The organism is Bradyrhizobium sp. CCBAU 53351 (assembly GCF_015291745.1).
In the GTDB taxonomy this organism is placed as follows: domain Bacteria; phylum Pseudomonadota; class Alphaproteobacteria; order Rhizobiales; family Xanthobacteraceae; genus Bradyrhizobium.
This window is the reverse complement of record NZ_CP030060.1, coordinates 597,676-620,153: the sequence shown is the minus strand read 5'-3', so window position 1 is coordinate 620,153 and position 22,478 is coordinate 597,676. Positions and strand designations below refer to the sequence as shown.

The following is a 22,478-nucleotide window of genomic DNA, read 5'->3' as shown; positions in this document are numbered from 1 at the left end:
GCTACTTTTCGCCTGCGCCGCGGCGCTTTCCGGGTGCGAGGAGAAGAGCCTCGAATCGCCCGTCATTCGTCCCGTGCTCACCATGGTTGTGCAACCGGCCTCGTAGAGGATCGACACCTTCACCGGAACGGTGCAGCCTCGGTACCAGGCCGAGCTTGGCTTTCAAACAATGGGGCGAATGAGCTCGCGCGACGTCAATGTGGGAGATCTCGTTGCCAAGGGGCAAAGACTCGGGTCCCTTGATTCGACCGTCGCGCAGCTCGCGATCGTCTCAAGCCAGGCCGATCTGGCCAACGCTCGAGCGGTCCTTGCCAATGCCGAGGCCACTCTGGAACGAAAGCACAAACTGTTCAGCACGGGCAGCGGGACACAGGCGGACCTCGATGCGGCAACAGCAGCCCAGCAGAGCGCCCAATCACGCGCCACGCAAGCTGAGGCGAGTCTGCAGAAGGCGACCGAACAACTCGGCTACACGACCCTAAACAGCAGCTATGACGGTGTCGTCGTCTCCTGGTCCACGGAAATCGGCCAGGTCGTCTCGGTAGGCCAGACGGTTGTCACCATCGCTCGCCCAACTTTTCGCGACGGTGTGTTCGACATACCGGACGACCGAATTGGCCAATTCATCGAAGGTTCATCCTCTCGGGCATCGCTCCTCGTCCAGGATAGCATCGCAGCCAAGGCGGTCGTCCGTGAGATCGCGCCGCAGTCGGACTCCTCGACCAGAACTCGGCGCATTCGGTTCACCATCGAAGATCCACCTGAAGCGTTTCGGCTGGGAACCACGATCCGCCTCGCGGCTGCACAGGAGGGCCAAATGGAGATTCCGGTTAGTGCTCTTTTGAAAATCGAAGGTCAGGACGCCGTCTGGATCGTGGGAGCAAACAAGAGGGCTCTAGCACGTCCTGTGATGCTCGGCGCCCACAGGGGAGACCGCGTGGCAGTTACATCCGGCTTGTCGATTGGCGATCGCGTCATCACTGCCGGCGTGCATTCCCTCTCCGAAGGACAACTCGTCAAACTTTTGCAAGAGAATCAGTCGTGACCTCCTTCAATCTATCTGAATGGGCCCTAAAGCATCGCTCGTTCGTTTGGTTCCTGATGATAGCGTCCGCGATAGCGGGCCTGCTCGCCTACCGCAGCCTCGGTCGCGAGGAAGATCCTCCGTTCACCATCAAGACTATGGTGATCCAGCAACAATGGCCCGGCGCGACGGTTGACGACATGCTCAATCAAGTGACCGACCGGATTGAAAAGGAGGTGAAACAGATCGGCGCGGTCGACTACGTCAAGAGCTACACGACGCCCGGTCAGACCACGATTTTGGTCAATCTGAAGGACACCACCAAGCCAAAGGACGTGCCGTGGCTATTCTATGAGGTCCGCAAACATGTTCAGGACATCCAGTACACCCTGCCTTCAGGCGTAGGCGCAGCCTCCTTCAACGACGAATTTGGCGATGTCTTCGGCAACATCTACGCGTTTACGTCCGACGGACTCAGCCCACGGCAATTGCGCGACTATGTCGAGCGGGTGCGCTCGGAACTTCTCACCGTGCCAAGCATCGGCAAGATCACGGTGATCGGAGCACAAGATGAGGTCATCTATCTCGACATCTCCACGCGCAAGCTGGCGGCACTCGGTCTTAATATGCAGTCGCTCATCAAGACACTGCAAAATCAAAACACAGTGCAGCCGTCAGGCGTCGTACAAGCGGGCCCAGAACAAGTTTCGCTGCGCGTAAGCGGTCAATTCGCTTCGGAAGAGGCCCTTCGAAGCACCAACCTGCGCATCGACAACCGCTTCCTTCCGCTTAGCGACGTCGCGACCATCACCCGTGGATATCGCGATCCACCCGATCCGCTATTTCGTGTCGATGGAAAGCCTGCGATCGGGCTCGGCATCGCGATGATGGCCTCTAGCAATGTGCTTCAATTTGGTGAGGCGCTGAGAGCAAAGATGCGCGACATCTTGGCCACGCTTCCGGTAGGCGTCGAACTCCACCTGGTTTCCGATCAGCCGAAGATAGTTGAGCAGGCAGTCGGCGGCTTCACCGAAGCGCTCGTTGAGGCCATAGCCATCGTGTTGGTGGTAAGCCTGATCAGTCTTGGAGTGAGGGCAGGGCTGGTGGTCTCGTTCTCAATTCCGCTCGTGCTGGCGGTCGTGTTCGTCATCATGCAGTATTTTGGAGTAACGCTGCAGCGCATTTCCCTAGGTGCGCTGATCATCGCGCTTGGACTGCTCGTCGATGATGCAATGATAACAGTCGAGATGATGGTGCACCGCCTTGAGCGCGGGGACAATCTCTATAACGCAGTGACCTTTGCTTACACCTCGACCGCATTTCCGATGCTAACCGGAACCCTGGTAACTGTCGCAGGCTTTATCCCGATTGGGTTCAACGGCTCATCGGCTGGCGAATACACCTACACTCTGTTCCTCGTAATCGCAGCATCGCTACTAACCAGCTGGGTGGTAGCCGTTCTGTTCGCTCCACTGATCGGCGTCATGGTCCTTCCAAAAACCATGAAACATCACGACCATATCGGTGTCGGCCGGCTATCCCGCTACTTTGTCGTTCTACTGGAGGCCGCGATGCGCTTCCGCTGGGTCACAATCGGCGGAAGCCTCGGTCTGCTCGCGGTGGCAATCGTCGGTATGGGATTTGTGCAGCAGCAGTTCTTCCCGTCGTCAGACCGGTCCGAGCTGCTCGTCGACTTGACGCTTCCGCAGGGCAGCACGATCCTTGAGACCAAGAAGCAGATCGACCAGTTCGAAAAAGGGCTGGCCTCCGATCCTGACGTCGAAAGCTGGAGCTCTTATGTTGGGCAAGGTGCGATCCGCTTCTATCTGCCACTCGACCAGCAGATGGCCTTTAACTATTTCGGCCAGGTGGTCGTCGTAGCCAAGTCACTTGAAGCTCGCAATCGGATCGAAAGCAGATTGCGAAAGACCGCGGCCGATCAATTCATCGGGATCGACGTCTTCATCCACCCGCTCGACCTTGGACCTCCGGTTGGACGTCCGCTGCAATACCGCCTCAGCGGGCCGGACATCCAGCAATTGCGCGCCAAGGCACTGGAGATCGCCAAAATCATGAGCGACAACCCGCATCTTGACCCTCCGACATTTGATTGGAACGAGCCAGGCAAGGTCGTTCAAGTCGAAATAGCGCAAGACAAGGCGAGGCAGCTCGGGCTCGACTCCGTCGATGTTGCCTCGATACTGAACGGCCTTGTCGGCGGGACGTCCATTACACAGATGCGCGATAGCATTTATCAGGTCAACATCGTTGGGCGCGCCGCAAACGACGAACGCAGCCGAATCGAAACGCTGCAGTCGTTGCAGATCCCGACTGGCAATGGACAGGTGGTCCCGTTGCTCTCGTTCGCAACACTTCGCTATGACCTGGAGCAGCCCATTATTTGGCGACGCGACCGTGTCCCAACAATCACGATTCGAGGCACCATCCACGATGGCACGCAACCGGCAACTGTCGTCCAACAGCTTGCGCCGGCTATCGAGACCTTCGCCGCGAACCTGCCGGCGTCGATGAAGATCGCAACCGGAGGCGCCGTCGAGGAGAGCTCAAAGGGTCAGGGTCCAATCGTTGCGGTCGTGCCTGTGATGCTGCTTGCGATGGCGTTCTTCATTATGGTCCAGCTGCAAAGCTTTGCGAAGCTGTTCCTTGTCGTAAGCGTGGCTCCCCTCGGCTTGATCGGCGTTGTGTTCGCTCTCCTCGTATCCGGAAAACCGATGGGTTTTGTCGCGATTCTCGGTACGTTAGCCCTTATCGGGATCATCATTCGCAATTCGATTATCTTGATGGCGCAGATCGACGAAATGCTTGACGAGGGTCACGATCAATGGTCGGCAGTCGTGCTGGCAACACAGCATCGCATGCGGCCAATCCTGCTGACGGCCGCCGCAGCAAGCCTCGGCATGCTTCCGATCGCGCCGCAGGTCTTCTGGGGTCCTATGGCGCTATCGATGATCGGTGGCATCATGGCTGCGACCTTCCTGACTCTCTTTTTCTTGCCGGCGCTTTACATCGCCTGGTTCCGTGTAGAAGCCCCACTAAAGGACTCTTCTTCGCGCCAGGAGGAGCCCAGCAGGCTCGCCAGGGCCAGCTCACCATAGGGAAGCCCGAGCGCGATGCCACAAGGCCTTTGGCGTCCTGCTTGGTAACCGCCACGCTCCGCGCCGGTTTGTACCGGGAGTTCGTGATGCCTTTCCCTGCACCGGATCCGACCGTAGAGCTCTTCGGGCTTGGCGATCCGGTGCACGACGATCGGCGATTGCCGGCAGCGTCGCACGACGTTCACCGCGCTTTCACAATCCACGAGCGTCGTGAAATGATGTCACCGCCGTAGCTGTCGAGCTACCGAGTGATGGTCCTTAGGAGAATCAAACAATCGATCGCGAGACCGAGCACCAGAACGACGTTAAAAAAGCTCGCCACATCATCGTCCTGAATGTCTCTCCCGTAGCGTCCACGGCTATCGAAAGCGCAGCGCCACTGAATTGATCAGGAGCGTGGCACATTGGTCTCGTCTCAGAATGCCGGTGACGCGTCGAACTCGGCCCAGCTACAGTCGACGTGGCTCGGACGTGCGTTTCCGACCGTGCTTATGAAAGCGCACGGCGCAACATGGGTATGGTCGAGAACAAGACCACTGCTAGCAATGTCGTAGACCTTCTTATCAGGTCTGCTCTCCTGCCAGACGTTGTCGAATGCGACGACATCAGCCGTCCCAATCGGCGTATTCTCGTGGGCACAACAAAAGCCCCAAGCTTCAAATCTGGCGCTCTTTGCGGTTCTGCATAGTTGCCGGCCACGCGCATCCATACGTCAGATTTGACATATATGTTCATGCCTGCTAGCCAGTAAGTAATAAATGACATATGGAGGAAGGCCGTGAATTGCCGCTCGGGGGTGGACGCACCTGACCTGTTCGGAATGACGTCCGAACTCTGCACCAAACGCTCTGACCGGTGCTGGGTATCCTCAATTGCTGATCAACGGTGAAGCCATTTTCGCAAGCAGCTGCGCTTTGTGCAGATGCCATTGGTAATTGGCCGCGATGGCTAGTTGAAGCAACGGGCAATCGTCCCGTCTAGAGCTCTCATCCATGATGCTCTCGATGGATAGCAAAGCACTCTGTGAGGCGCGCGCCGGCAGCTCAAGAGTTTCGATGGCAGTGGGGAGCGAGCGTCGCGGCTCTCCATAGCTGTCGGATGCCTTCATCATGCCTGCATCGGTGCGGAGCTGCAATTCACGAGGGCCGACTATCATACGGGAGGAAAAAATGGCGCAGATTAACTCGTTGGGGTCAAAGATTTCATTAGTGACAGGGCACATGGCTGGGATGATAGACCAGCCCGCACTTCCGATTTGGGTCGGTGTTCTGATCTCGGAATATGCGTTTTCACCGGCGCGAGCGGGGGCGCTTCCGACCCTCTTTCTAGGAGCCATGGTCTTTGCAAGCGTTACACTATCGCCATTCTTCCATCGCGCTCCGGGGCGCTGGATGCCGACGCTGGGCTTCGGCATCAGTGCCGGGACCTTCTATGTGATGGCCGGCTTCACCGAATTTAGCATTCTGGCAGTTGGCCACTTCGTCGCTGGATTGGCGACAGGAGTCGCACGGATAACCCACATCGTGTCTTTGCAATGGGGGGGTTAACGCTTGGAGTCTTCGCGGTAATATTGCTCGGCGCATCGGCGACTCTCATCACGAAATTCGGTCCACCAGCCATCTTTGAGGTCTTTGCCGCAGTTACGGCCGTGGCAGCCGCAATAGCGACTTTCTTCTTTCCCTCTGCTTCCATCAGCGAAGACCTCGTCAGGGATGCCGCTGGATTCACACGCCCTGTGTGGTTCATTATCACTGGAATCGTCCTGATGTCGCTCGTCCAGGCAATGATATTCAGTTTCCTACAACCGATGGGCACCGATCGCGGACTGTCGCCTGTCCAGATCCAAAGCGTTCTGGTCACGTTAGGTCTGGTGGCTATGACACCGACCCTGCTCGCCGCGTTTCTCCAAAAGCGGCTTCCGCCGATGCGGGTCGCGATGACTGGAACCCTGCTGCAGGGAGCGGTAGCTGTCCTAATCTCTTGCTCTAGCGGTTTCTTGCCGTATGCGGTCGGAGCGGTCGTTTTCCCGTTCATAATGTTGTTCACGCATACTTTTGTCTTCGGGCATCTCGCGCGCCTTGATCTCACCGGGCGCGCGGTTGCTGCGACCCCAGCCATGTTGGTCGGCAACATGATTGGACCGCTCCTGGGCGGGACATTGGTCCAGACGACTGGCTATCTTGGTCTCGGGTCGGCGGCAGCGGCCGTCGATCTCATTGCTCTCTGCTGCTTCATTGCTGCATCACAGAGAGCCACATCCGCTATCCAGCCGTTGCCGCAGCTAAACCAGTAGGCAGATCTCTTGGCTTGCCGGAGCCTGACGAGAGCCAACGCTACGCGCGGATTCGAAATGCTGAAAGACGTTGAGATGCCGATCTAGTTTCTGCGAGCAGCCAAGTTCTCATTCGCTTTTATCCAATTCGACGCAACCCCTTTGGCAAATTCCCCAGGTGCCTGGCACCGGTGCGAGCGAGAGATGTCGAAAGAGGTATAGGGGCCGGGCTCAAAGAGGCCTCTCCGCCAATACGTTCTCGCGGGGACGCTCTCTCGCCGCTGTTACGCCGAATAGGGTGATTGCGTCAGGCACAATCACGACCCTTTCCGCGACATGCACATAAGGCGCAGTCGCCATGATCGCTTTTGCCGAGAGGGCGGCATTCAGCTGATAATGATCCGCCGGCTCCGGAGACGGCATGGTTCGAATTGGAGCAGGGTTGCGAGCTTTGCTATCGACAACAACATCTCGGATGTCAGTCTCGGTTCTTCGAGTTGACCAAAGGTGTGAGCATTAATCTGATGTTTGACCATTTCGTTGTTCGGTTTTCGCGACGACACTCGCTGGTCGCATCGTTAAGTCAGATATTAACGTTCAACACAAGTCCGGACGTTCTTTCCTCGGAGCTGCGCAAGAACATCGACGGAGGCACCTCCGTCTAAGCTCGCATGAAGTGCGAAGTCTACGATCCTTTCGCCGAATAAAGTGACCGCATCGCCAGGGAAGTCTCATCGCCTAGGCGGCCATCGCGCCATCCGTGATCACGTCGATGCCGACTAAGGTTCGATAGGGCAATCGTGGTAACTTCTTCCTACCTTCTTGTTTGCCGCTACTGCTCGGCGGTTGCCACGGCGAATTCTTCGCGTTCATACCTTTCAATCAGGCAATCGGCGAGCGCGGTACACACCTCGCCGCCCCGCATTCGGGAATTCCGCTTTGCTGAGCAGAAACAGAAAAACATAAGGTTGGTCCACCGGCAGGTAATATGTAAGGATTGCCATATGCGATAACCTGATGTATTCTTACTATAAGTCAAAACTGACATATAGGAGGATCCGTCCGATGGGCTTAGTCCGCCTGTTCGAGCAGTCGAAGGCTCCGTCAGGCTCAAGTCGGAGCGTCCGGATTGTGTGTGCTGGTCTTAAGGATCAGCCAACATTTGGTTCGCTTGACCGAGTAGCTCATTTCGAGCGACGTCCCGATTGGTCGCCTGTTTCCGCGCGCTTTCGATTTTTCTCACTCAAGTCGATGCACAGCCGCCGGCAAGCTCCTCCCGCAGCTTGCGCAGGGCCCCGGCACGAGTTGTCGCGGCACCGCATTTTGCAAGAGCGCCGCCTAGGTGCTCAATCGCCTTTGCAAAATCAGTTTGAAGTTCGTGTCTGCGCTACTGGTTGCGCGCATTGGGGAAACGCCGGTCGACTCCCTGCGTATGCGATGCGGCTCTTTGTACAAGCCGAGCTCCGCGCCAAGCCGCGAAGTCATGGAATGGCGGAGTAACGATCATGAAGAAGGGCTACAAGTGGATCAACAGGAGGATCGAGCAACTCGATCCGCACGTCGATTATGCTGAAATTTGGCGGCTATCCAGCTGTTACGGCCTGACGGATTTCATACAGAATTTTTCGTATTGTTTCACATTTCCCAACTTCGTAGTGACTGAGTGGGGCGCTCGGGCCGTTTGGCGCGAGGATGGCGGAAAGCTTCTTTATAGAGCCACTCATCGCGCCGAACAGACCGGAATCAACAACACAACCTGGTGGTATTACGGTCCTCAGGACGATCGCACCATCAAATCCGTCGAAAACATCAACAAGCTCCACGCCCATTATGCCAAACAGTACCCGGGCGATTTTTCTGATCACGAAGATTAGATCTACACGCTTGCCTTCACGGCGATCGCCATGGATCTGGCATTCAAGGCGATGGGATTGAAGGGCTTCAACGAGAAGCAAAAATAGCAGCTCACAAGTTTTGGGGTGAGATGGCAAAGCTATTCGTCGCCGAAGGTGGCGTACCTTTACACGGGTATCCTAAGGACTGGGACGGTCTCGTTGCATTTTGCCGGGATTTCGAAAGCAGGGAGCGATCAGTGACCGAGAGAGGGAATCTGATCGTCAACGCGCTCTTCGATCAGTTCAGCTATCGCTATTTTCCGCCAGGCTTGCGGTGGTTGGGTCACCAGATGTTGCGATCAATGGCGCTGCCTTCGACGCTGAAGGCGCATGGCATTCCGCCGGCGCATCCCTTGGCTCAAGTACTCATACCGCGATCGTTGGGCTGCGTGGCCTGGATTGCAAAGACGCTCCTTCCTGATCCGCGGATCAGCTACATGGAACAAAGGAGCAGTATGCCGGCGGAAAACAGGAAGAAGCTGCGTAATCGGATCAATGTCCTTGATGAACAGTTTCCATCCTACTTTATCGGACGTCATGCCGAGGATCAGGCATGGGCTGGCTGTCCCTATCATGCTGCGCTGAAGTGCACCTGGACAATCCGCCCCCGCCGTTCAGGTGAGGGCTCTTGAGAAGCAGTCGAGCGTGCTCGACGCCAATTGACCCGGGACATTTTGGAGAATGAAAGAAATGGTTAGCGACAACATCGTGGCAGGCTCGGTGCTGACTGGGCAATTCTTCACGGGCGAATGGTCATCTAGCAAATCCGCCTTTGAGGCAGTCGAACCTGCGACCGGTGCGGTGATTGGTAAGGTTGGTCTTGCAAGCGCGGTCGACATTGGGAGCGCTTCTGCGAATGCACGGCAGGCGCAGGTCTCGTGGGCCGCGACGGCGCCAGATGCACGCGAAAACATACTTCTAAAGGCGTGCGAAGTCGGCGAGCGTTATAGGGATGACATCGTCACCTGGATCATGCGAGAGAGCGGCGCGGTCCGCTTGAAGGCTGAGATCGAGCTCGCAGGTACGCTCAAAGCAATCCGGCTTGCGGCTGCGATGCCCTCGCAAGCTCAAGGGAACGTGCTTCCAAGCCCGGGAGGGCGCATCAGCTTCGTGCGGCGACGCCCACTCGGGGTGATCGGCGTGATATCACCCTTCAATTTCCCGCTCTACCTTGCCGAGCGCGCCATTGCGCCGGCCCTGGCCGTCGGAAACGCGGTGGTAGTCAAGCCGGATCTGCGGACTGCTATTTGTGGTGGCTTCGTTATTGCGCGCCTCTTCGAATTGGCGGGTGTGCCGAAAGGCGTTCTTCAGGTGCTGCCCGGTCGAGAGGATGCTGGTGAGGCTCTGTGCAAGGACCCCAATGTGGCGATGATCCAATTTACCGGGTCGAGCAGGGCGGGGCGAATGGTCGGACAGGTGGCTGGACAGCATCTCAAGAAGGTGTCCCTCGAACTTGGCGGCAAGAACTCACTTATCATCCTAGACGACGCAGATCTGGATACCGCCGTTCGTGCCGCCGCCTTTTCGGCGTTCTTTCATCAAGGACAAGTTTGCATGAGCGCTGGACGCATTCTCGTGCAGAGAAACATCTTCGACGCTTTCAGCGATGCGCTCGTCAGATATGCGAAGACTTTGAAAGTTGGCAACCCTCTCGACCCTTCCGTTGCCCTCGGTCCGATGATCAATCAGCATCAGCTAAATCATGCACTAACCCTGATTGACCGCTCCGTCACCGAGGGAGCTCGGCTGCTAACGGGAGGCAAGGCGGAGGGCCTGTTTCTTCAGCCCTCCGTGCTGGCGGAGATCTCACCCACCAATCCGGCCTATCGTGACGAGCTCTTCGCTCCGGTCGCGGTGCTTGTCCCATTTGAGACGGATGTACAGGCCGGGCAAATGGCGAATGATACCGAATATGGGCTCTCTGCTGTGATCATCTCGCGCAACATCGGCAGGGCAATGGCAATTGGCGAGCAATTACGAACGGGTTTGCTACACATCAATGATCAGACGATCAACGACGATGTGGTCAATCCCTTCGGCGGCTCCGGCACATCGGGCAATGGCACATCGATCGGCGGTATCGCTAACTGGGAAGAGTTCACTCAATGGCAATGGGTGACGATCAAAGCTGAGCTGCAGCCCTATTCACTCTAAACTCGACACTCGATCACTGACTGAATGACCAATGCGCCCGTGGCGCTGATTGTTTCTCTAAGTTCCCGGCGGAGTGTTCACCAAGCTCCCTCCCACTTGGCCGTACTCTACTACCAAGAGTACGGCCTCTCTTTTCGGATCAAGGCAAGATCTGTTCGAAGGCTATCGAGTTGATCCGGACTCGTAAAGCTCGATCAACGTCTGTCTTCGACACACGCAAATCTTTTTTGGGTAGATTGGCCAAAGCCTTGGCCATCCCGATCTTAGCTTTGAGCAATAGCAGGAAGCGCTCGCTCGCGGCGGCTTGACCTGCCACTGAATTTTCATCCAGCAGCAGTTAGAGTCTCGGAGTTCGCGCCAAGTGAGGCTGCTGCGCGCGCGTGGAGAAAGAGTGCGGTTGCTACGATTAGGTGAAGCCCAAAGCGGAAACGCCAATGGTATCGCTATAGCGCACCGAAACCTGATCTCGCCCTGCACGCTTGGCGCGATACAAAGCTTCGTCTGCAAGGCCAAGTACTTTCGACAATCCCTCGCTTCCCTTGGAAACCGCCAGCCCAATGCTAACCGTGACCTTGGTCAAGGCACCATTTCGGGCAACTTCTCTCTGCCCGCAAGCCTGCCGCAACTGCTCAGCGAGTAAAACTGCATCGCTCGGAGATACGCCCAACAGCAGCGCCGCGAATTCTTCGCCTCCATGCCTGCCAATCACGAGGCTATGCTCCTTCGCGAACGACTTGAGCACGTCCCCGATTTCAACCAGCACCGCATCACCGAAATCATGACCGTATTGATCATTTATGCCCTTGAACCGATCGATATCCATCATCAAGCCTATAGCGGGAAGGTGACGATCGTATGCCTCTGCGAGAGCCTTGGCTGCAACCTCGTTAAATCCTCTTCGATTCAAGAGACCGGTGAGTTGGTCAACTCTCGAAAGTCTTAGGAGCTCGGCCTGGGTCGCGATCAACTTTTGCTGCAGCAGGTTGCTGCGCAGGCTCATGGCGCCTCCAATTCCAATGGAGGCGAGCGTACCAAGCAGAGCGACGCAACCTGTCGCATAAAGGCTGCTCACGTTGCCCTCCGGTCCGAACAGATAGGCGTATGCTAGCCAAACCAGCGGAACAGTTAAGACAAGCCCGATCGCAACGTCGCGAACCGTCCGACGGTACACATCTCCCAACGTCATTAAGGGATCATTCATCAATCGCGCTCCGTGACTTTTTGAAAGCCTAGGAGGGATCGACTGGTCGTCATCTTAAAATGCTTGGGGACTTAACAGCGTTACTAACAGGAGGTTAAATTCGGAGCCAGAAATAGGCATTGACGCTCTCCTGTCGAGTCGCCTGCCGGCACGCGCCCGGCGCAGGCCCGCTGCCACGACCGGTATGCGCAACATGCATGGGCTAATTTCCACTATTGGCAGGCCTCTAGACCGCCTGCAGCTTCCTTGAAGCCAGAAACTGCGTGAATCGCAAAGCCGAGCCATCGTCTGCCGAGCAGACGCGTCTCTAAATTCAAGCCTTGGCGCCGCTCTCGCGCGTTTGCAGCGCATGGTAGCGCAACTTCTTCCGTGTCTCGTCGAGGCGATCGCCGCGCAGCACGGCTTCGCGGATCTTCTCCTCTGCGGCTGCGATCTGTCCGGCGACTTCGATCACCTCTTGGACGCGGCTCGCCGGGATGCAGATCACGCCGTCGCCATCCCCGACCAGCCAATCGCCAGGCGCGATGCGGATACCGGCAATTTGCACGGTCACATTGTAGGCGTCGGCAGTGACGCGATCCTTGCCAGTCCGCATCGTGTTGGCCCGGGCATAGATCGGATAGTCGAGTTCGATGCTGCGGTCGATATCGCGGCAGACGCCGTCAATGACGGTGCCGCCGATGCCGCGGCGGTCGGCGACCAGGGTCAGAATGTCGCCCCAGACCGTGGCGTCCATGCGACCGTCATTGTCGATGACGACGATCTGGCCGGGCTGCACATCATCGATATAGTCGCCGACCGAACCGCCGCTCTGGCCGGTCGGTAGCATTCGGATCGTAAAGGCCGGGCCGGCAAGACGCATCGAGCGCGCAAACGGCATGATCCCGAGACACTGCCCCTCGATGCCCAGTCGATCCAGTGCATCTGACAGGGTCGTCACCCCGAATGTCTTGAGGTTTTCAGCCGCGTCCTGTGTCATTTGCTGCGCTACCCTTTCAGCATATCTTCGTAGTTCCCGGCCATGACGTTGCCGATCGCTTCGCCGCGATCGATGGCTGCCGCCATCGCCCGCTCGCGCCCAAAAATGTCCTCGGCTCCGTAGCGATGATCTCCTCGGCGCGGAGTTGGTCGACGAACACCACGCCGCTGCCATCGGCTAGGACATAGTCTCCCGGCTTGACGGCGACGTTGCCGAACGTGATCGGCTCCTGGAACGAATGCTCCGCGATCCGGCCGCGAGCGGTCACGGGTACGGCTGCGCGCGCAAAGACCGGAAGCCCGAGCGCGCGACTTTCATCAAGGTCTCGGCAGGCGCCGTCAATCAGAATAGCGGAAACGCCCTTCTTGACGGCGCCGAGGCTGAGCAGGCCGCCCCAGCCAGACACATCGGTCCGTCCGCGATGCTCGACGACGATGATGTCGCCACGTTCTGCCGCCATCACCGCTCCCGCGCCGAGGTGGCGTTTCGGGAGGTTCGGCAGAGGTGCGCCGAGCTTCGTCGTAACGGCTCGTCCGGCGACTCGCGTCGGGCCGGTGAGGGCCGAGACTCCGATGACAGCGCCCGGCAAGTTGAGCTTGTCGAGCGCGTCGGACACCGCGCAGGTGTCGAGTTCCATCAGTCTGGCGACAATGTCAGATGTCGTTGAGGTGGTCACTCGAGAACCGCCATGGCATCGCATTGGACCAGCATGTTGGCCGGCAGATGATCGTTCTGGAATGTATGCCGTGCAGGTCGCGAAGCTGCATCGGGGAACGCTTCCAGCCAATGCTTGTTGACGGCCGGTCGGGCTTCCGGAACCTTGACGTAAACCGTCATCTTGACGATGCGATCCATCGCACCTCCGGCTGCCGCCATGATGCGCTTGAGATTGTCGAACATCAGTTCAACCTGTTTCTCGACCTCGTCAGGAATCTTTCCTGCCGCGAGATCCAACCCATAGACACCGCCGGTCATGACGATATTGCCGACGCGAGACGCTGCGGGTATCGGCTGAGCGCCATGGCTGAAGCCTTCGATTTCGATGCTGCGGCGTGCAGTCATTGCTGCTCCTCCCCAACCGGTCAGACGTCAAGCCGCGCGAACAGACGGCGCGCGTTGCCTTCGAAAATGCCCTTCTTGTCAGCTTCGCTGATCTCGGTGATCGATTCGATTACCGGCCTGATGTCGTCATAGGGCTTGCCCGAATTTGGATCGATGCCGCCGCCGCTGCCCGGCCGCTCGGTGCCGAAGACGCACCGATCGGCGCCGACCACGTCGAACAGCAGCTCCAGCGATTTCTTGTAGTGCAGTACCGTATCGAACCAGAAGCGCTTGAGCGTCTCGTCGAAAGTCTCGGCCTTCGCCCCCGAGGCGGCGGCGAACATTTGGCGATTCGAGCGCCAGCGACCGACTTGATACGGCACGGAGCCGCCGCCATGGCTGATCAGCAGCTTCAAGCTGGGAAAGCGCTTGAACACGTCGGACCGGGAGATCGAGGTGATGGCAAGGCTCTCTTCCGTGATGAAGTGCTCGTCATACGTTTCGCGGCCGCAGCAGGCGCAGCTGTGGATGTGACCAGGGATATCGTGCTCGCAGAGGAATTCGTATAGGGGATACCAATAGGAATCGCCCATCGGCGGCGACTTGCCGGCCCCCTCCGAAGGATCGGGATTGATCAACACGCCCAGAAAGCCGAGATCGTTGATGCACCGCTTGATCTCGTCGAACATCTTTTCAACCGGCACGCCCGTCGCTTGAGGCAGGCCGCCCACGCCGCGGAAGCGCTTGGGGTGCAACTTGATCGTGCGTGCGATCATGTCGTTGTTGTCCTGCGCCCAGCTGACGATGTCGTCCCAGCGGTTCTCGCCATGCAGCATCATGAAAGGCCGGGGTGAGAGAACCTGGATGTCGGTGCCGACGCCGTCCATGATCTGCACGTTCTGGGCTGCTGATTTCTCAAGCTCTGCATCCGGGATCTTGGCGTGATAGATGCCGTATTGGCCGCGCGCGACCTGGAGATTTCCGCGATGGGCGTAGAAGCTCGGCGGCGCGACGAGATGCGCGTGGGCGTCGATGATCATGCGGACATTTCTCCCTGGATGGATAGCGCGGGTCTTGCGACCACTAAATCTTCCACATGGTATAATTAAAAAGCGACCGTCGCAAGCCCTGGGAATTGCGTCGAGGCGATTGCCATTCGCGATCGCTCGTAGCAATATAGTCCATCTGGTAAAATTAAAAGAGAGGAAATGTCCAATGGCGAAAATCGTTCTCGGCCTCGCCGCGTCGCACACCCCCATGCTCGCGCTGGAGGGAAAGCGTTGGAGCGAGCGCGCGGCTGACGATCTCAAGAACAAAGCTCTCAATCTCTCCGATGGCCGCTATGTGTCCTACGACGAGCTCGCCCGCGAAAACGGCGCTCCTTATGCGGCGCTGGCGACCGAGGCGAAGTTCCTGGAGATCGAGGCCGCATCGCAGAAGGCTCTGGATTACATGGCCGACCGCCTGGCGCAGGTTGCACCCGACGTCGTGCTGATCGTGGGGGACGATCAGGCCGAATTGTTCAGCCTATCCAACATGCCCGCAATCTCCATCTTCTATGGAGAGGAGATCCTGACGCATGAGCGCCATCTCACGCCGCAGACGCCGAATTGGATCGGCACGGTCATGAAGGGATATGCCATGGATGCAGTCCATACGTTTCCGGGCTGTCCAGAGCTCGCCCGCGAGCTGATCCATGGTCTGATCGAGAACGACGTGGACATCGGAGCAGCAGCGAAGGTGGATGACCCGCACAAGGCCGGATTCGGCCATGCCTACGGCTTCATCATCGAGCGGCTGTTCAAGGGAAAGTCCATTCCGGTTCTGCCGGTCCTGCTGAACACCTACTTTCCGCCCAATGCCCCGACGGCACGACGCGCCTATGGCGTCGGACAGGCGATCGCGAGCCTCATTTCACGGTCGAAGTTGGATGCCCGAGTGGCCGTGGTGGCCAGCGGCGGCCTGAGCCATTTTGTCGTGGACGAGAAGCTCGATCGCAAGGTGCTCGATGCGATCAAGCGCAAGGACGTGTCCGTCCTCAAGTCGCTGACCAGGGGAGAGTTGAACTCCGGCTCTTCGGAACTCCTGAATTGGGTGATGGTCGCGGGCATGTCCGAGCATCTCGACAACGACTGGACGGAATACTATCCAGGCTATAGGACCCCGGCCGGTACAGGCACGGGTATCGGCTTCGCCGTCTGGTCCTAAATTTCCCGGCACAGCGAGCGACTGCCGCCGGCGAGGCGACTTGCCGGCGGAGTTCACGCCTGTGTCGCTCCGGTCTGTGTGTTCCGCTTGTGCGCGTCGGGCGCGGTGTTGACAAACCGGTCGCTCCGGCGGATAGGCTTCGTGCGGACATGGCATGCCACGCGGAGCTGTTTTGGCGACGGATCTGACCAAGGAAACCCTCGACGAGGTCGTGAATCAGCGCCGGCGCCAGCAGCGTTCCCTCGACACAAGGGAACGGATCCTGGAGGCCGCTTTCGAGGAATTCGCCGAGCGTGGCTTTGAGGGAGCGTCGACACGGACGGTTGCAGCCAAGGCCGGCGTTCAGCATCCGCTCGTGACTTATCATTTCAAGAACAAGGACGGGCTTTGGCGCGCCGTCCTATCAACGACGAGCGTGAATTTCAGCCGGCACTTCCAAGACTACCTTGCCGGCGTCTCTAAGCAGGACGAGGTGGGACAGCTCAGGGTTCTCCAGGAGCAGTTCATCCGCTTCGCCGCTGCCAATCCGAACTTCCATTGGCTGATGTCACACGAGGGAAAGCGCGAGAGCGAACGGCTGACCTGGCTAGTCGAAGATCGGGTCCGCAACTATTTCAACGTCGTCGCGAAGCTCATCCGTGCGGCTCAAAAGCAAGACCGTTACGTCGAGGGCGATCCCTATCATCTCCAGTATCTGTTCATCGGTGCGGTAACGCGTATCTTCATGCTTTCGGCCGAGGTCCAGCAGGTGATGGGCCACTCGCCTTTTTCAAAGAAATTCGTTGATGAGCACATCCGCACCTGCTGCGCGCTGTTTTTCCGCGAGCCGGCAGAGCAACCTCGCCGGCGTAAGCTCGCTCCGCGAAACAAAGACGCAAAACGCGTTACCAAGCGAGCGGCAAGCTCCTGAAGCCGCGCACCATCAGGTGACGAACACGAACTGCGCGGGCGAGGTCAATCTCGAAGTCCCCGAAAGTGCTCAGCACTTTCGGCAGAATGGTGCGGAGCATGGCGCGTGTCGCGGGGGCGCCGAGGCAAATATGCGGCCCCGAACCGAAGCCGAAATGGCGAACCTTGCCCCGGTCGACATTGAAGGTCTCGGCATTTGTAATTGCGCTCTCATCGCGATTGGCGGAGCCGTAAAGCAACACCACCCGGCTGCCTGCTGGAATGTCGGTTTCGCTGAGGGCGACCGGGCTGGAAGTGATCCGCGCGAAACACTGTGTCGAGGTATCCCAGCGCACACCCTCTTCGATGGTAGCTTCGACCAAGCTCTGATCGGCCAGGATGCGCGATCGCTGCTCGGGGTGGCGCCAGAGCGCATGGACCAGGTTGGGTAGAAAGTGGCCGATGGAGGCATTGCCGGCCAGGAGCACGGTCATCATGTTTGCGACGATCTCGGTATCCGTGAGGGGCGCTCCATCCTGTTGAGCAGCGATCAGGACCGAGAAGAGATCGTCCCCACGTTCGACACGCCGGCGTTCCAACTCCTCGGACAGCAGCGCAATGACCTTGGCGCGTTCTTCCTCGGAGAGCGCAGGCCCCGCGGGGCCGGAATTCCCGCGAAATAAACGCTCCGACAGCTCGGCTGCGCGCTGCGCCGAATCGGGTCCCAGCCCCAGCATCCTGCCTAGCGCGCCGAACAGCACCGGGCGGCTCACTTCGGCGACAAAGTCGCATCGGCGCCGGGTGCCAAGCGCTTCCAGGCCCTTAGCGAGAGTATCGCGGATCCAGGGCAGAACCAGCTCGATACGCGCCGGGCTCAGTCCCCGCATGATGATCCGGCGAAGCTCGTCATGCCGTGGCGGGTCGATCGAGCCGAGCGTCTTGCCCACGCGCAGCGGAGAATCGCTGAGGGCGTTCCCGGCGGAGGACGAGAGCAGGACGGGATTGTTCAGTGCATAGGCGATATCCGCATAGCGGCTCACGAACCAGAGCTTTGTGGTAGGGCAATGATAGACCGGACATTCGGAGCGCAGGCGACGATAGGTCGGATAGGGGTCATCGAGAAACCCATTGCCGGTGAGGTCGAACTCGCTCACCTCGTTCACCAGCGGATCGTCAGCTTGTAAAAGCCGCGTACCATCATGTGAGCGACGCGTTCGGCGTTCGCGACGTCGAGCTCATAGTCGCCGAGCGCCGGCAGCAGAGGGGTCATGACCGTTCGCATCATGGCCCGTGCTGCGGGCGCCCCAAGGCAGATATGGGGGCCGGAGCCGAAGCCAAAATGCCGGGTCTTTGGCCGGCTGATGTCAAAGCGGTCCGGATCCGGGATAGCGCGTTCGTCGCGATTGGCGGCCGCGAAACAGACCACGAGCCGGCTGTCTGCCGGAATTGCGATTCCGTGCAGCTTGACCTCCTTCGTGGTCTGCCGTCCGAAAGCCTGGGTTGACGTATCCCAGCGAACGCCTTCGTTCACGGCGGCATCCAGCAGGGCCGGATCGGCCTGCAACTTGCGACGCTCGTCCGGATTGGTCCAGAGCGCGTAGATCAAGTTAGAGAAATAATGCCCGATGGACGCGTTGCCCGCGAGCAGGACGGTCGACATGTTGCCCAGAATCTCGCCGTCGGAAAGTGGTGCTCCCCCCTCCTGTGCGTCGAGCAGGAACGAGAACAGATCGTCACTGCGGTCCTTGCGACGTCGCTCGAGCTGCTCGGTGAGCAGTTCAAACACCCCTTCCATCAAGCCCGGCCTCGCAGCCGGGCCCATCGGTCCCGTATCGGTATGAAAGATGTCCCGCGACAAATCCGCCGCCCGGTCCGCAGCTTCGCCGTCCAACCCGAGCATCCGCCCGAGTGCGCCATAGAGGATGGGCCTGCTGATATCTGCCATGAAGTCGCACTCACGACGGGTGCCGAACTTGTGCAGCAGTCGATCGACGTCGCGCTGAATGGCGGGCAGCATGGATTCGATGCGCGCGGGCGTGAAGCCCTTCATCACCACACGGCGAAGTTCGTCATGACGCGGCGGATCGGTCGATCCGAGCGTCCTGCCCACCCGCAAGGGTGAATCGACCAGCGCATTGCCACGCGCCGAAGAGAAGACCTCGTAGTCGTTGAGGATGCGCGCCACGTCCTCGTTTCGCGTGATGATGTAGAACCCGCTCCCTTCGTGCAGATAGACCGGATGGTCGTCGCGCAACACCTTGTAGGTGGGATAGGGGTCGTCCACGAAGTTCCGCTCCTCGGGATCGAAACGAAAGGCCATGTGGTTCTCCCAGGAAATTATTATTACGCTAAATCTACCATATGGACAGTATAATGAGCAAGCCTTCGGCTACGCGGCGCGACCGGGTTTGCGGATGCCGACATATTGTTCGAGGGCACCGCGATCCGCCGCAATAGCGCTGCTTTCTCCGTTGCGAACGGCAATGCCGCGCTCCAGGATGATCGCCTGCCGCGCCAGCCTGAGCGCGAAGCCTGCGTGCTGCTCGATCAGAATGACCGCCATGCTCTCGGTCTCGGTGATCGCGGTGATGCAGCGCGCGACGTCCTGCGCGACGACGGGGGCGAGGCCTTCGAGCGGCTCGTCGAGCAGCAGCAAGCGCGGGTTCGTCACCAGGGCTCGACCGATCGCCAGCATCTGCTGTTCGCCGCCCGACAGCTGATCTCCGAAATTGGTGCGACGTGCCTTCAGACTTGGAAACATCTCGAAGATGCGCTCGATTGTCCAAGGTCCGTTCGTCGCGGCAATCTGCAGGTTCTCCTCGACAGTGAGGGGGGCGAATATCTCGCGGCCTTGCGGCACCCACCCGATGCCCAGTCGGCATCGCCGGTGTGGCGCTAGGTCGGCGATCTCGTTGCCGCGAAAACGAATTCGCCCCGAGCGGGGCGTGAGATGACCCGCAAGGGCGAGCATCAGGGTTGATTTTCCGGCCCCGTTTCGGCCCAGAACCGCAAGAGAGCCGCCGGCCTCAATCGCGAAGGACAGTCCGCTGATGACGATTCCTTCACCATAGCCCACGTTGAGCTGGTCGACCTCGAGCAGCGGCTCAGTCACGGTCATCTCCGAGATAAATCCGCCGCACCTCCGGGTCGGTCGCGATCTCGCCGGGCTTGCCTTGGCGAAATACCGAACCGGCGACGAGAACGGTGATCGTGTCGGCAAAACGAAAGACCAGATCCATGTCGTGCTCGATGAAGAGAACGGCGATCTGATCGGGGAGGGATTCGATAGCCTGCATCAGCTCAAAGCTCTCGCCGGCGGGAACTCCCGCCGCCGGCTCGTCCAACAGCAGCACGCGGGGACGGCCGGCGAGGGCGAGAGCAATCTCCACAAGGCGCTGGCGACCGTAAGATAGTTCGGCAGTCCGCCGCAGGCAGTCGCGGTCAAGCCCGACCGAACGCGCCAACTCATACGCCTCGTCCGTGGTGTCGGGCTGCCGATGTAAGGCCTGAAGAGGCCTGCCAAGCCGTCCGCGGCGCCGGGCGACCGCGAGCATGATCGATTCCAGCGGCGTCAGATGCGGGAACAGGGCGTTAATCTGGAAAGTCCGCCCCAATCCGCGTGCGACACGCTGATCGGTGCTCAATCGATCGATTGGCTCGCCCTCCAGCAGAATGCTGCCGCTGCTCGGGGCCAGCACGCCGGTGAGCAGGTTGATCAGCGTGCTCTTGCCGGCGCCGTTCGGCCCGATCAGGGCATGTCGACCGCCTGCCTTTAGCACGAGGCTGACGGCATTGGTGACCTTCAAGGCGCCAAATTGCTTGCAAAGGTCGCGTGTCTGGAGCGCGGCAACCGTCATCTCGCTCGCCTCCAGCGCACGATCTTGCTCCGAACCAGGCTCACGACGCCGAGTAGGCCGCCTCTAGCCGTCAACACGATCGCGATCAGCACCAGGCCGAGCCAGAACATCCAATATACAGGATTGACCGTCGACAGCAGGTCGCGCATCCAGATGAACGCGGCAGCCCCAATGAAGCCGCCGATAAGCGTGCCAATTCCGCCGACGATCAGCATGACGAGGGCCGACACCGATCGTTCGAAGCTCAACGTTTCCAGTGCGACGATCTGTGTGGTCTGCGCCAGCAGCGCGCCTCGCCGCCGATATCGTGAAAGCGATCATCTTGCGCCGTGTGATGGAGACGCCGAGCATCGGAACGCGGGTCTGGTTCTCGCGAATGGCCTGCAGCGCGAGACCCTCCGGCGAGTGGACATAACGCCGGGCGACAAGATAAAGCGTCAATGCGCTGCAATAGGCATACCAGAACGCGGTTCGGCCGAAGAGATCGAACTCGAACAGCCCGAGCAGCGGCCACATCTCGATTCCCTGGAGACCGCTGTCGCCGCCGGTGAGCCAAGGCAGGCGGCTTGCGCCTTCATAGAGCAGAAGCCCGATGCAAAGCGTCACCATGAGCACTGCGGCGCCGCGGACTTTTGCAATCAGCGTGCTGAAGGCGAAGCCGAGAGCGCCGGTCACGAGCCCGGCAGCAAGAACGCCGGAGATCGGCTCGCCCCAGCCATGCGCAGCGAGCAATCCCGCCGTGTAGGCGCCGAGTCCGAAAAAGGCGGCATGTCCGAAGGACGGAATCCCGCCATAGCCGAGCAACAGATCGAGCGACATCGCAAACAGGCCGCCGATTAGGATCTGTGTGAGAAGGACGAGCTTGCCGGGAAAGAGGACATAGCAGGCCGCTGCAGCGATCCAAAAGACCAGCTCGACCAAGGTCCATCTGGCGCGAAAGCGCACCGCAGTTCGCGCGAGGTCGAGAGTGATGTCGCTCATTGCGGACGGCCGGCTAGGCCTTGCGGGCGCACCGTCAGGACGGAAAGCGCCGTTGCATAGATGATAAACGCGCCGATCTCCGGAAGCAGATATTTCCCGGCCACGTCAAGGACCCCGAACATGAGGCAGGCGGCAAACGTTCCGCGCAAGGAGCCGAGCCCGCCGACGCTGACCACGATCAGCAACTCCGTCAGAAATTTGATGGGGAAGTTCGGGTCGAGGCCAAGGAGCTTCACGCTGAGCGCGCCGCCTAGTCCAGCAAGCGCGGAGCCGAGAGCGAAGGCGAGGGCGTACAGTCTTGCGACGTCGATGCCGCAGGATGCCGTCATCCGCCGGTTGAAAACGGCCGCCCTTATCCTGGCGCCAAAATTCGTATGATCGATCAGAACAAGCAGCGACAGAAGAAGTGCCGTGCCGAAGCCGATCAGAAAAAGCCGGTAGCGGCTGACCTCGACAGCGCCGATGCGGACGTTTCCGTCCAGCCATGAAGGCACCGCGATCGCCATCTGCTCTGGACCGACCAGATAGGTGGCTGCGGCAATCGACACGTAGACGACGCCGATCGTCAGCAGGACCTGTTCCAGCTCCGAGGCCTCGTACAGTCTCCGGAAAAGGCTGCGCTCGAGGATCGCACCCACGGCGGCCGCGATGGCGGCAGCCGCTGCCACCGCCGCAAGGAACGGCCACCCGGCCTTGCCGATCAGCAATGCCGCCGTGTAGCCTCCAACCATGGCCAGCGCCGCATGCGCCATATTGGCGAAGCCCATCAGCCCGAGCGTGATGGAGAGGCCACCAGCCATCAGAAACAGCACGAACCCATAAGCGATGCCGCCGATCAGAACGTTGACGAAGCCGACCATGA

General features: G+C 59.3%; 21 protein-coding genes. 9 read left to right on the top strand and 12 right to left on the bottom strand.

Going from position 1 to position 22,478, the window contains the following annotated elements:
* Nucleotides 1-169 precede the first annotated feature (169 nt).
* On the top strand, nucleotides 170-1,045 hold the full coding sequence (locus XH83_RS37925) for an efflux RND transporter periplasmic adaptor subunit (RefSeq protein ID WP_232995547.1): 876 nt from the start codon (nucleotides 170-172) through the stop codon (nucleotides 1,043-1,045).
* A complete protein-coding gene (locus XH83_RS37920) occupies nucleotides 1,042-4,140 on the top strand; it encodes an efflux RND transporter permease subunit (protein WP_128930011.1) in 3,099 nt (1,032 codons plus the stop codon). The genes XH83_RS37925 and XH83_RS37920 overlap by 4 nt, the downstream gene beginning before the upstream one ends.
* Nucleotides 4,141-5,008: 868 nt before the next feature.
* On the opposite strand, the gene XH83_RS37915 is transcribed toward XH83_RS37920, so the two are convergent.
* Nucleotides 5,009-5,251 carry a hypothetical protein gene (locus XH83_RS37915; protein WP_128930012.1) on the bottom strand — a complete coding sequence of 81 codons (243 nt, stop codon included), beginning with the start codon at nucleotides 5,249-5,251 and terminating at the stop codon, nucleotides 5,009-5,011.
* A 58-nt stretch (nucleotides 5,252-5,309) separates the two neighbouring features.
* Between XH83_RS37915 and XH83_RS37910 the strand changes: the two genes are divergently transcribed.
* The 5 genes from XH83_RS37910 to XH83_RS37890 all read left to right on the top strand — a co-directional run bounded on the left by XH83_RS37910 (nucleotide 5,310) and on the right by XH83_RS37890 (nucleotide 10,461).
* Nucleotides 5,310-5,687, top strand: coding sequence for a hypothetical protein (locus XH83_RS37910; protein ID WP_128930013.1), 378 nt, complete (start codon nucleotides 5,310-5,312; stop codon nucleotides 5,685-5,687).
* 23 nt (nucleotides 5,688-5,710) lie between these two features.
* A complete protein-coding gene (locus tag XH83_RS37905) occupies nucleotides 5,711-6,433 on the top strand; it encodes a hypothetical protein (protein WP_128930014.1) in 723 nt (240 codons plus the stop codon).
* Between the two features lie 1,484 nt (nucleotides 6,434-7,917).
* On the top strand, nucleotides 7,918-8,286 hold the full coding sequence (locus XH83_RS37900) for a hypothetical protein (RefSeq protein ID WP_128930015.1): 369 nt from the start codon (nucleotides 7,918-7,920) through the stop codon (nucleotides 8,284-8,286).
* A 110-nt stretch (nucleotides 8,287-8,396) separates the two neighbouring features.
* Nucleotides 8,397-8,939 carry a hypothetical protein gene (locus XH83_RS37895; RefSeq protein WP_128930016.1) on the top strand — a complete coding sequence of 181 codons (543 nt, stop codon included), beginning with the start codon at nucleotides 8,397-8,399 and terminating at the stop codon, nucleotides 8,937-8,939.
* 49 nt (nucleotides 8,940-8,988) lie between these two features.
* Nucleotides 8,989-10,461: a benzaldehyde dehydrogenase gene (locus tag XH83_RS37890; protein ID WP_232995548.1), complete on the top strand. Its 1,473-nt coding sequence runs from the start codon at nucleotides 8,989-8,991 to the stop codon at nucleotides 10,459-10,461.
* 406 nt (nucleotides 10,462-10,867) lie between these two features.
* Here the strand turns inward: XH83_RS37890 and XH83_RS37885 are convergent, their stop codons facing one another.
* The 5 genes from XH83_RS37885 to XH83_RS37865 form a co-directional block, all read right to left on the bottom strand.
* A complete protein-coding gene (locus XH83_RS37885; RefSeq protein ID WP_128930017.1) occupies nucleotides 10,868-11,662 on the bottom strand; it encodes a GGDEF domain-containing protein in 795 nt (264 codons plus the stop codon).
* A gap of 313 nt (nucleotides 11,663-11,975) precedes the next feature.
* Nucleotides 11,976-12,641 carry an RraA family protein gene (locus tag XH83_RS37880; RefSeq protein ID WP_128930018.1) on the bottom strand — a complete coding sequence of 222 codons (666 nt, stop codon included), beginning with the start codon at nucleotides 12,639-12,641 and terminating at the stop codon, nucleotides 11,976-11,978.
* Nucleotides 12,642-12,657: 16 nt separating this feature from the next.
* Nucleotides 12,658-13,278, bottom strand: coding sequence for an RraA family protein (locus tag XH83_RS37875; RefSeq protein ID WP_210326182.1), 621 nt, complete (start codon nucleotides 13,276-13,278; stop codon nucleotides 12,658-12,660).
* A 35-nt stretch (nucleotides 13,279-13,313) separates the two neighbouring features.
* Nucleotides 13,314-13,703: a RidA family protein gene (locus tag XH83_RS37870; protein ID WP_128930019.1), complete on the bottom strand. Its 390-nt coding sequence runs from the start codon at nucleotides 13,701-13,703 to the stop codon at nucleotides 13,314-13,316.
* 20 nt (nucleotides 13,704-13,723) lie between these two features.
* Nucleotides 13,724-14,722: an amidohydrolase family protein gene (locus XH83_RS37865; protein WP_128930020.1), complete on the bottom strand. Its 999-nt coding sequence runs from the start codon at nucleotides 14,720-14,722 to the stop codon at nucleotides 13,724-13,726.
* Nucleotides 14,723-14,897: 175 nt separating this feature from the next.
* Between XH83_RS37865 and XH83_RS37860 the strand changes: the two genes are divergently transcribed.
* Both XH83_RS37860 and XH83_RS37855 read left to right on the top strand, forming a co-directional pair.
* Complete coding sequence (locus XH83_RS37860) at nucleotides 14,898-15,890, top strand: extradiol ring-cleavage dioxygenase (protein ID WP_164938228.1); 993 nt, start codon at nucleotides 14,898-14,900, stop codon at nucleotides 15,888-15,890.
* Nucleotides 15,891-16,062: 172 nt separating this feature from the next.
* The gene (locus XH83_RS37855; RefSeq protein WP_164933590.1) at nucleotides 16,063-16,800 is read left to right on the top strand and encodes a TetR/AcrR family transcriptional regulator; all 738 of its coding nucleotides are present in this window, start codon (nucleotides 16,063-16,065) and stop codon (nucleotides 16,798-16,800) included.
* Here the strand turns inward: XH83_RS37855 and XH83_RS37850 are convergent.
* From XH83_RS37850 to XH83_RS37825, 6 genes are all read right to left on the bottom strand, one after another.
* A complete protein-coding gene (locus XH83_RS37850) occupies nucleotides 16,775-17,932 on the bottom strand; it encodes a cytochrome P450 (RefSeq protein WP_128960202.1) in 1,158 nt (385 codons plus the stop codon). The genes XH83_RS37855 and XH83_RS37850 overlap by 26 nt on opposite strands.
* Nucleotides 17,933-17,937: 5 nt before the next feature.
* Nucleotides 17,938-19,098 carry a cytochrome P450 gene (locus XH83_RS37845; RefSeq protein ID WP_128930024.1) on the bottom strand — a complete coding sequence of 387 codons (1,161 nt, stop codon included), beginning with the start codon at nucleotides 19,096-19,098 and terminating at the stop codon, nucleotides 17,938-17,940.
* 69 nt (nucleotides 19,099-19,167) lie between these two features.
* On the bottom strand, nucleotides 19,168-19,890 hold the full coding sequence (locus XH83_RS37840; RefSeq protein WP_232995550.1) for an ABC transporter ATP-binding protein: 723 nt from the start codon (nucleotides 19,888-19,890) through the stop codon (nucleotides 19,168-19,170).
* On the bottom strand, nucleotides 19,883-20,635 hold the full coding sequence (locus tag XH83_RS37835) for an ABC transporter ATP-binding protein (protein WP_128930026.1): 753 nt from the start codon (nucleotides 20,633-20,635) through the stop codon (nucleotides 19,883-19,885). Before XH83_RS37835 ends, XH83_RS37840 begins: the two co-directional genes overlap by 8 nt.
* A gap of 63 nt (nucleotides 20,636-20,698) precedes the next feature.
* Nucleotides 20,699-21,616 carry a branched-chain amino acid ABC transporter permease gene (locus XH83_RS37830; protein WP_128930027.1) on the bottom strand — a complete coding sequence of 306 codons (918 nt, stop codon included), beginning with the start codon at nucleotides 21,614-21,616 and terminating at the stop codon, nucleotides 20,699-20,701.
* A complete protein-coding gene (locus XH83_RS37825) occupies nucleotides 21,613-22,476 on the bottom strand; it encodes a branched-chain amino acid ABC transporter permease (RefSeq protein WP_128930028.1) in 864 nt (287 codons plus the stop codon). The genes XH83_RS37830 and XH83_RS37825 overlap by 4 nt, the downstream gene beginning before the upstream one ends.
* Nucleotides 22,477-22,478 lie beyond the last annotated feature (2 nt).

Excerpts from the sequence above, each read along its gene's own strand:
- XH83_RS37925 (WP_232995547.1), top strand. The coding sequence starts at position 170 with ATGGGGCGAATGAGCTCGCGCGACGTCAATGTGGGAGATCTCGTTGCC.
- XH83_RS37915 (WP_128930012.1), bottom strand. The coding sequence starts at position 5,251 with ATGATGAAGGCATCCGACAGCTATGGAGAGCCGCGACGCTCGCTCCCC.
- XH83_RS37910 (WP_128930013.1), top strand. The coding sequence starts at position 5,310 with ATGGCGCAGATTAACTCGTTGGGGTCAAAGATTTCATTAGTGACAGGG.
- XH83_RS37900 (WP_128930015.1), top strand. The coding sequence starts at position 7,918 with ATGAAGAAGGGCTACAAGTGGATCAACAGGAGGATCGAGCAACTCGAT.
- XH83_RS37895 (WP_128930016.1), top strand. The coding sequence starts at position 8,397 with ATGGCAAAGCTATTCGTCGCCGAAGGTGGCGTACCTTTACACGGGTAT.
- XH83_RS37890 (WP_232995548.1), top strand. The coding sequence starts at position 8,989 with ATGAAAGAAATGGTTAGCGACAACATCGTGGCAGGCTCGGTGCTGACT.
- XH83_RS37885 (WP_128930017.1), bottom strand. The coding sequence starts at position 11,662 with ATGAATGATCCCTTAATGACGTTGGGAGATGTGTACCGTCGGACGGTT.
- XH83_RS37880 (WP_128930018.1), bottom strand. The coding sequence starts at position 12,641 with ATGACACAGGACGCGGCTGAAAACCTCAAGACATTCGGGGTGACGACC.
- XH83_RS37875 (WP_210326182.1), bottom strand. The coding sequence starts at position 13,278 with ATGGAACTCGACACCTGCGCGGTGTCCGACGCGCTCGACAAGCTCAAC.
- XH83_RS37870 (WP_128930019.1), bottom strand. The coding sequence starts at position 13,703 with ATGACTGCACGCCGCAGCATCGAAATCGAAGGCTTCAGCCATGGCGCT.
- XH83_RS37865 (WP_128930020.1), bottom strand. The coding sequence starts at position 14,722 with ATGATCATCGACGCCCACGCGCATCTCGTCGCGCCGCCGAGCTTCTAC.
- XH83_RS37860 (WP_164938228.1), top strand. The coding sequence starts at position 14,898 with ATGGCGAAAATCGTTCTCGGCCTCGCCGCGTCGCACACCCCCATGCTC.
- XH83_RS37845 (WP_128930024.1), bottom strand. The coding sequence starts at position 19,098 with ATGGCCTTTCGTTTCGATCCCGAGGAGCGGAACTTCGTGGACGACCCC.
- XH83_RS37835 (WP_128930026.1), bottom strand. The coding sequence starts at position 20,635 with ATGACGGTTGCCGCGCTCCAGACACGCGACCTTTGCAAGCAATTTGGC.
- XH83_RS37830 (WP_128930027.1), bottom strand. The coding sequence starts at position 21,616 with ATGAGCGACATCACTCTCGACCTCGCGCGAACTGCGGTGCGCTTTCGC.
- XH83_RS37825 (WP_128930028.1), bottom strand. The coding sequence starts at position 22,476 with ATGGTCGGCTTCGTCAACGTTCTGATCGGCGGCATCGCTTATGGGTTC.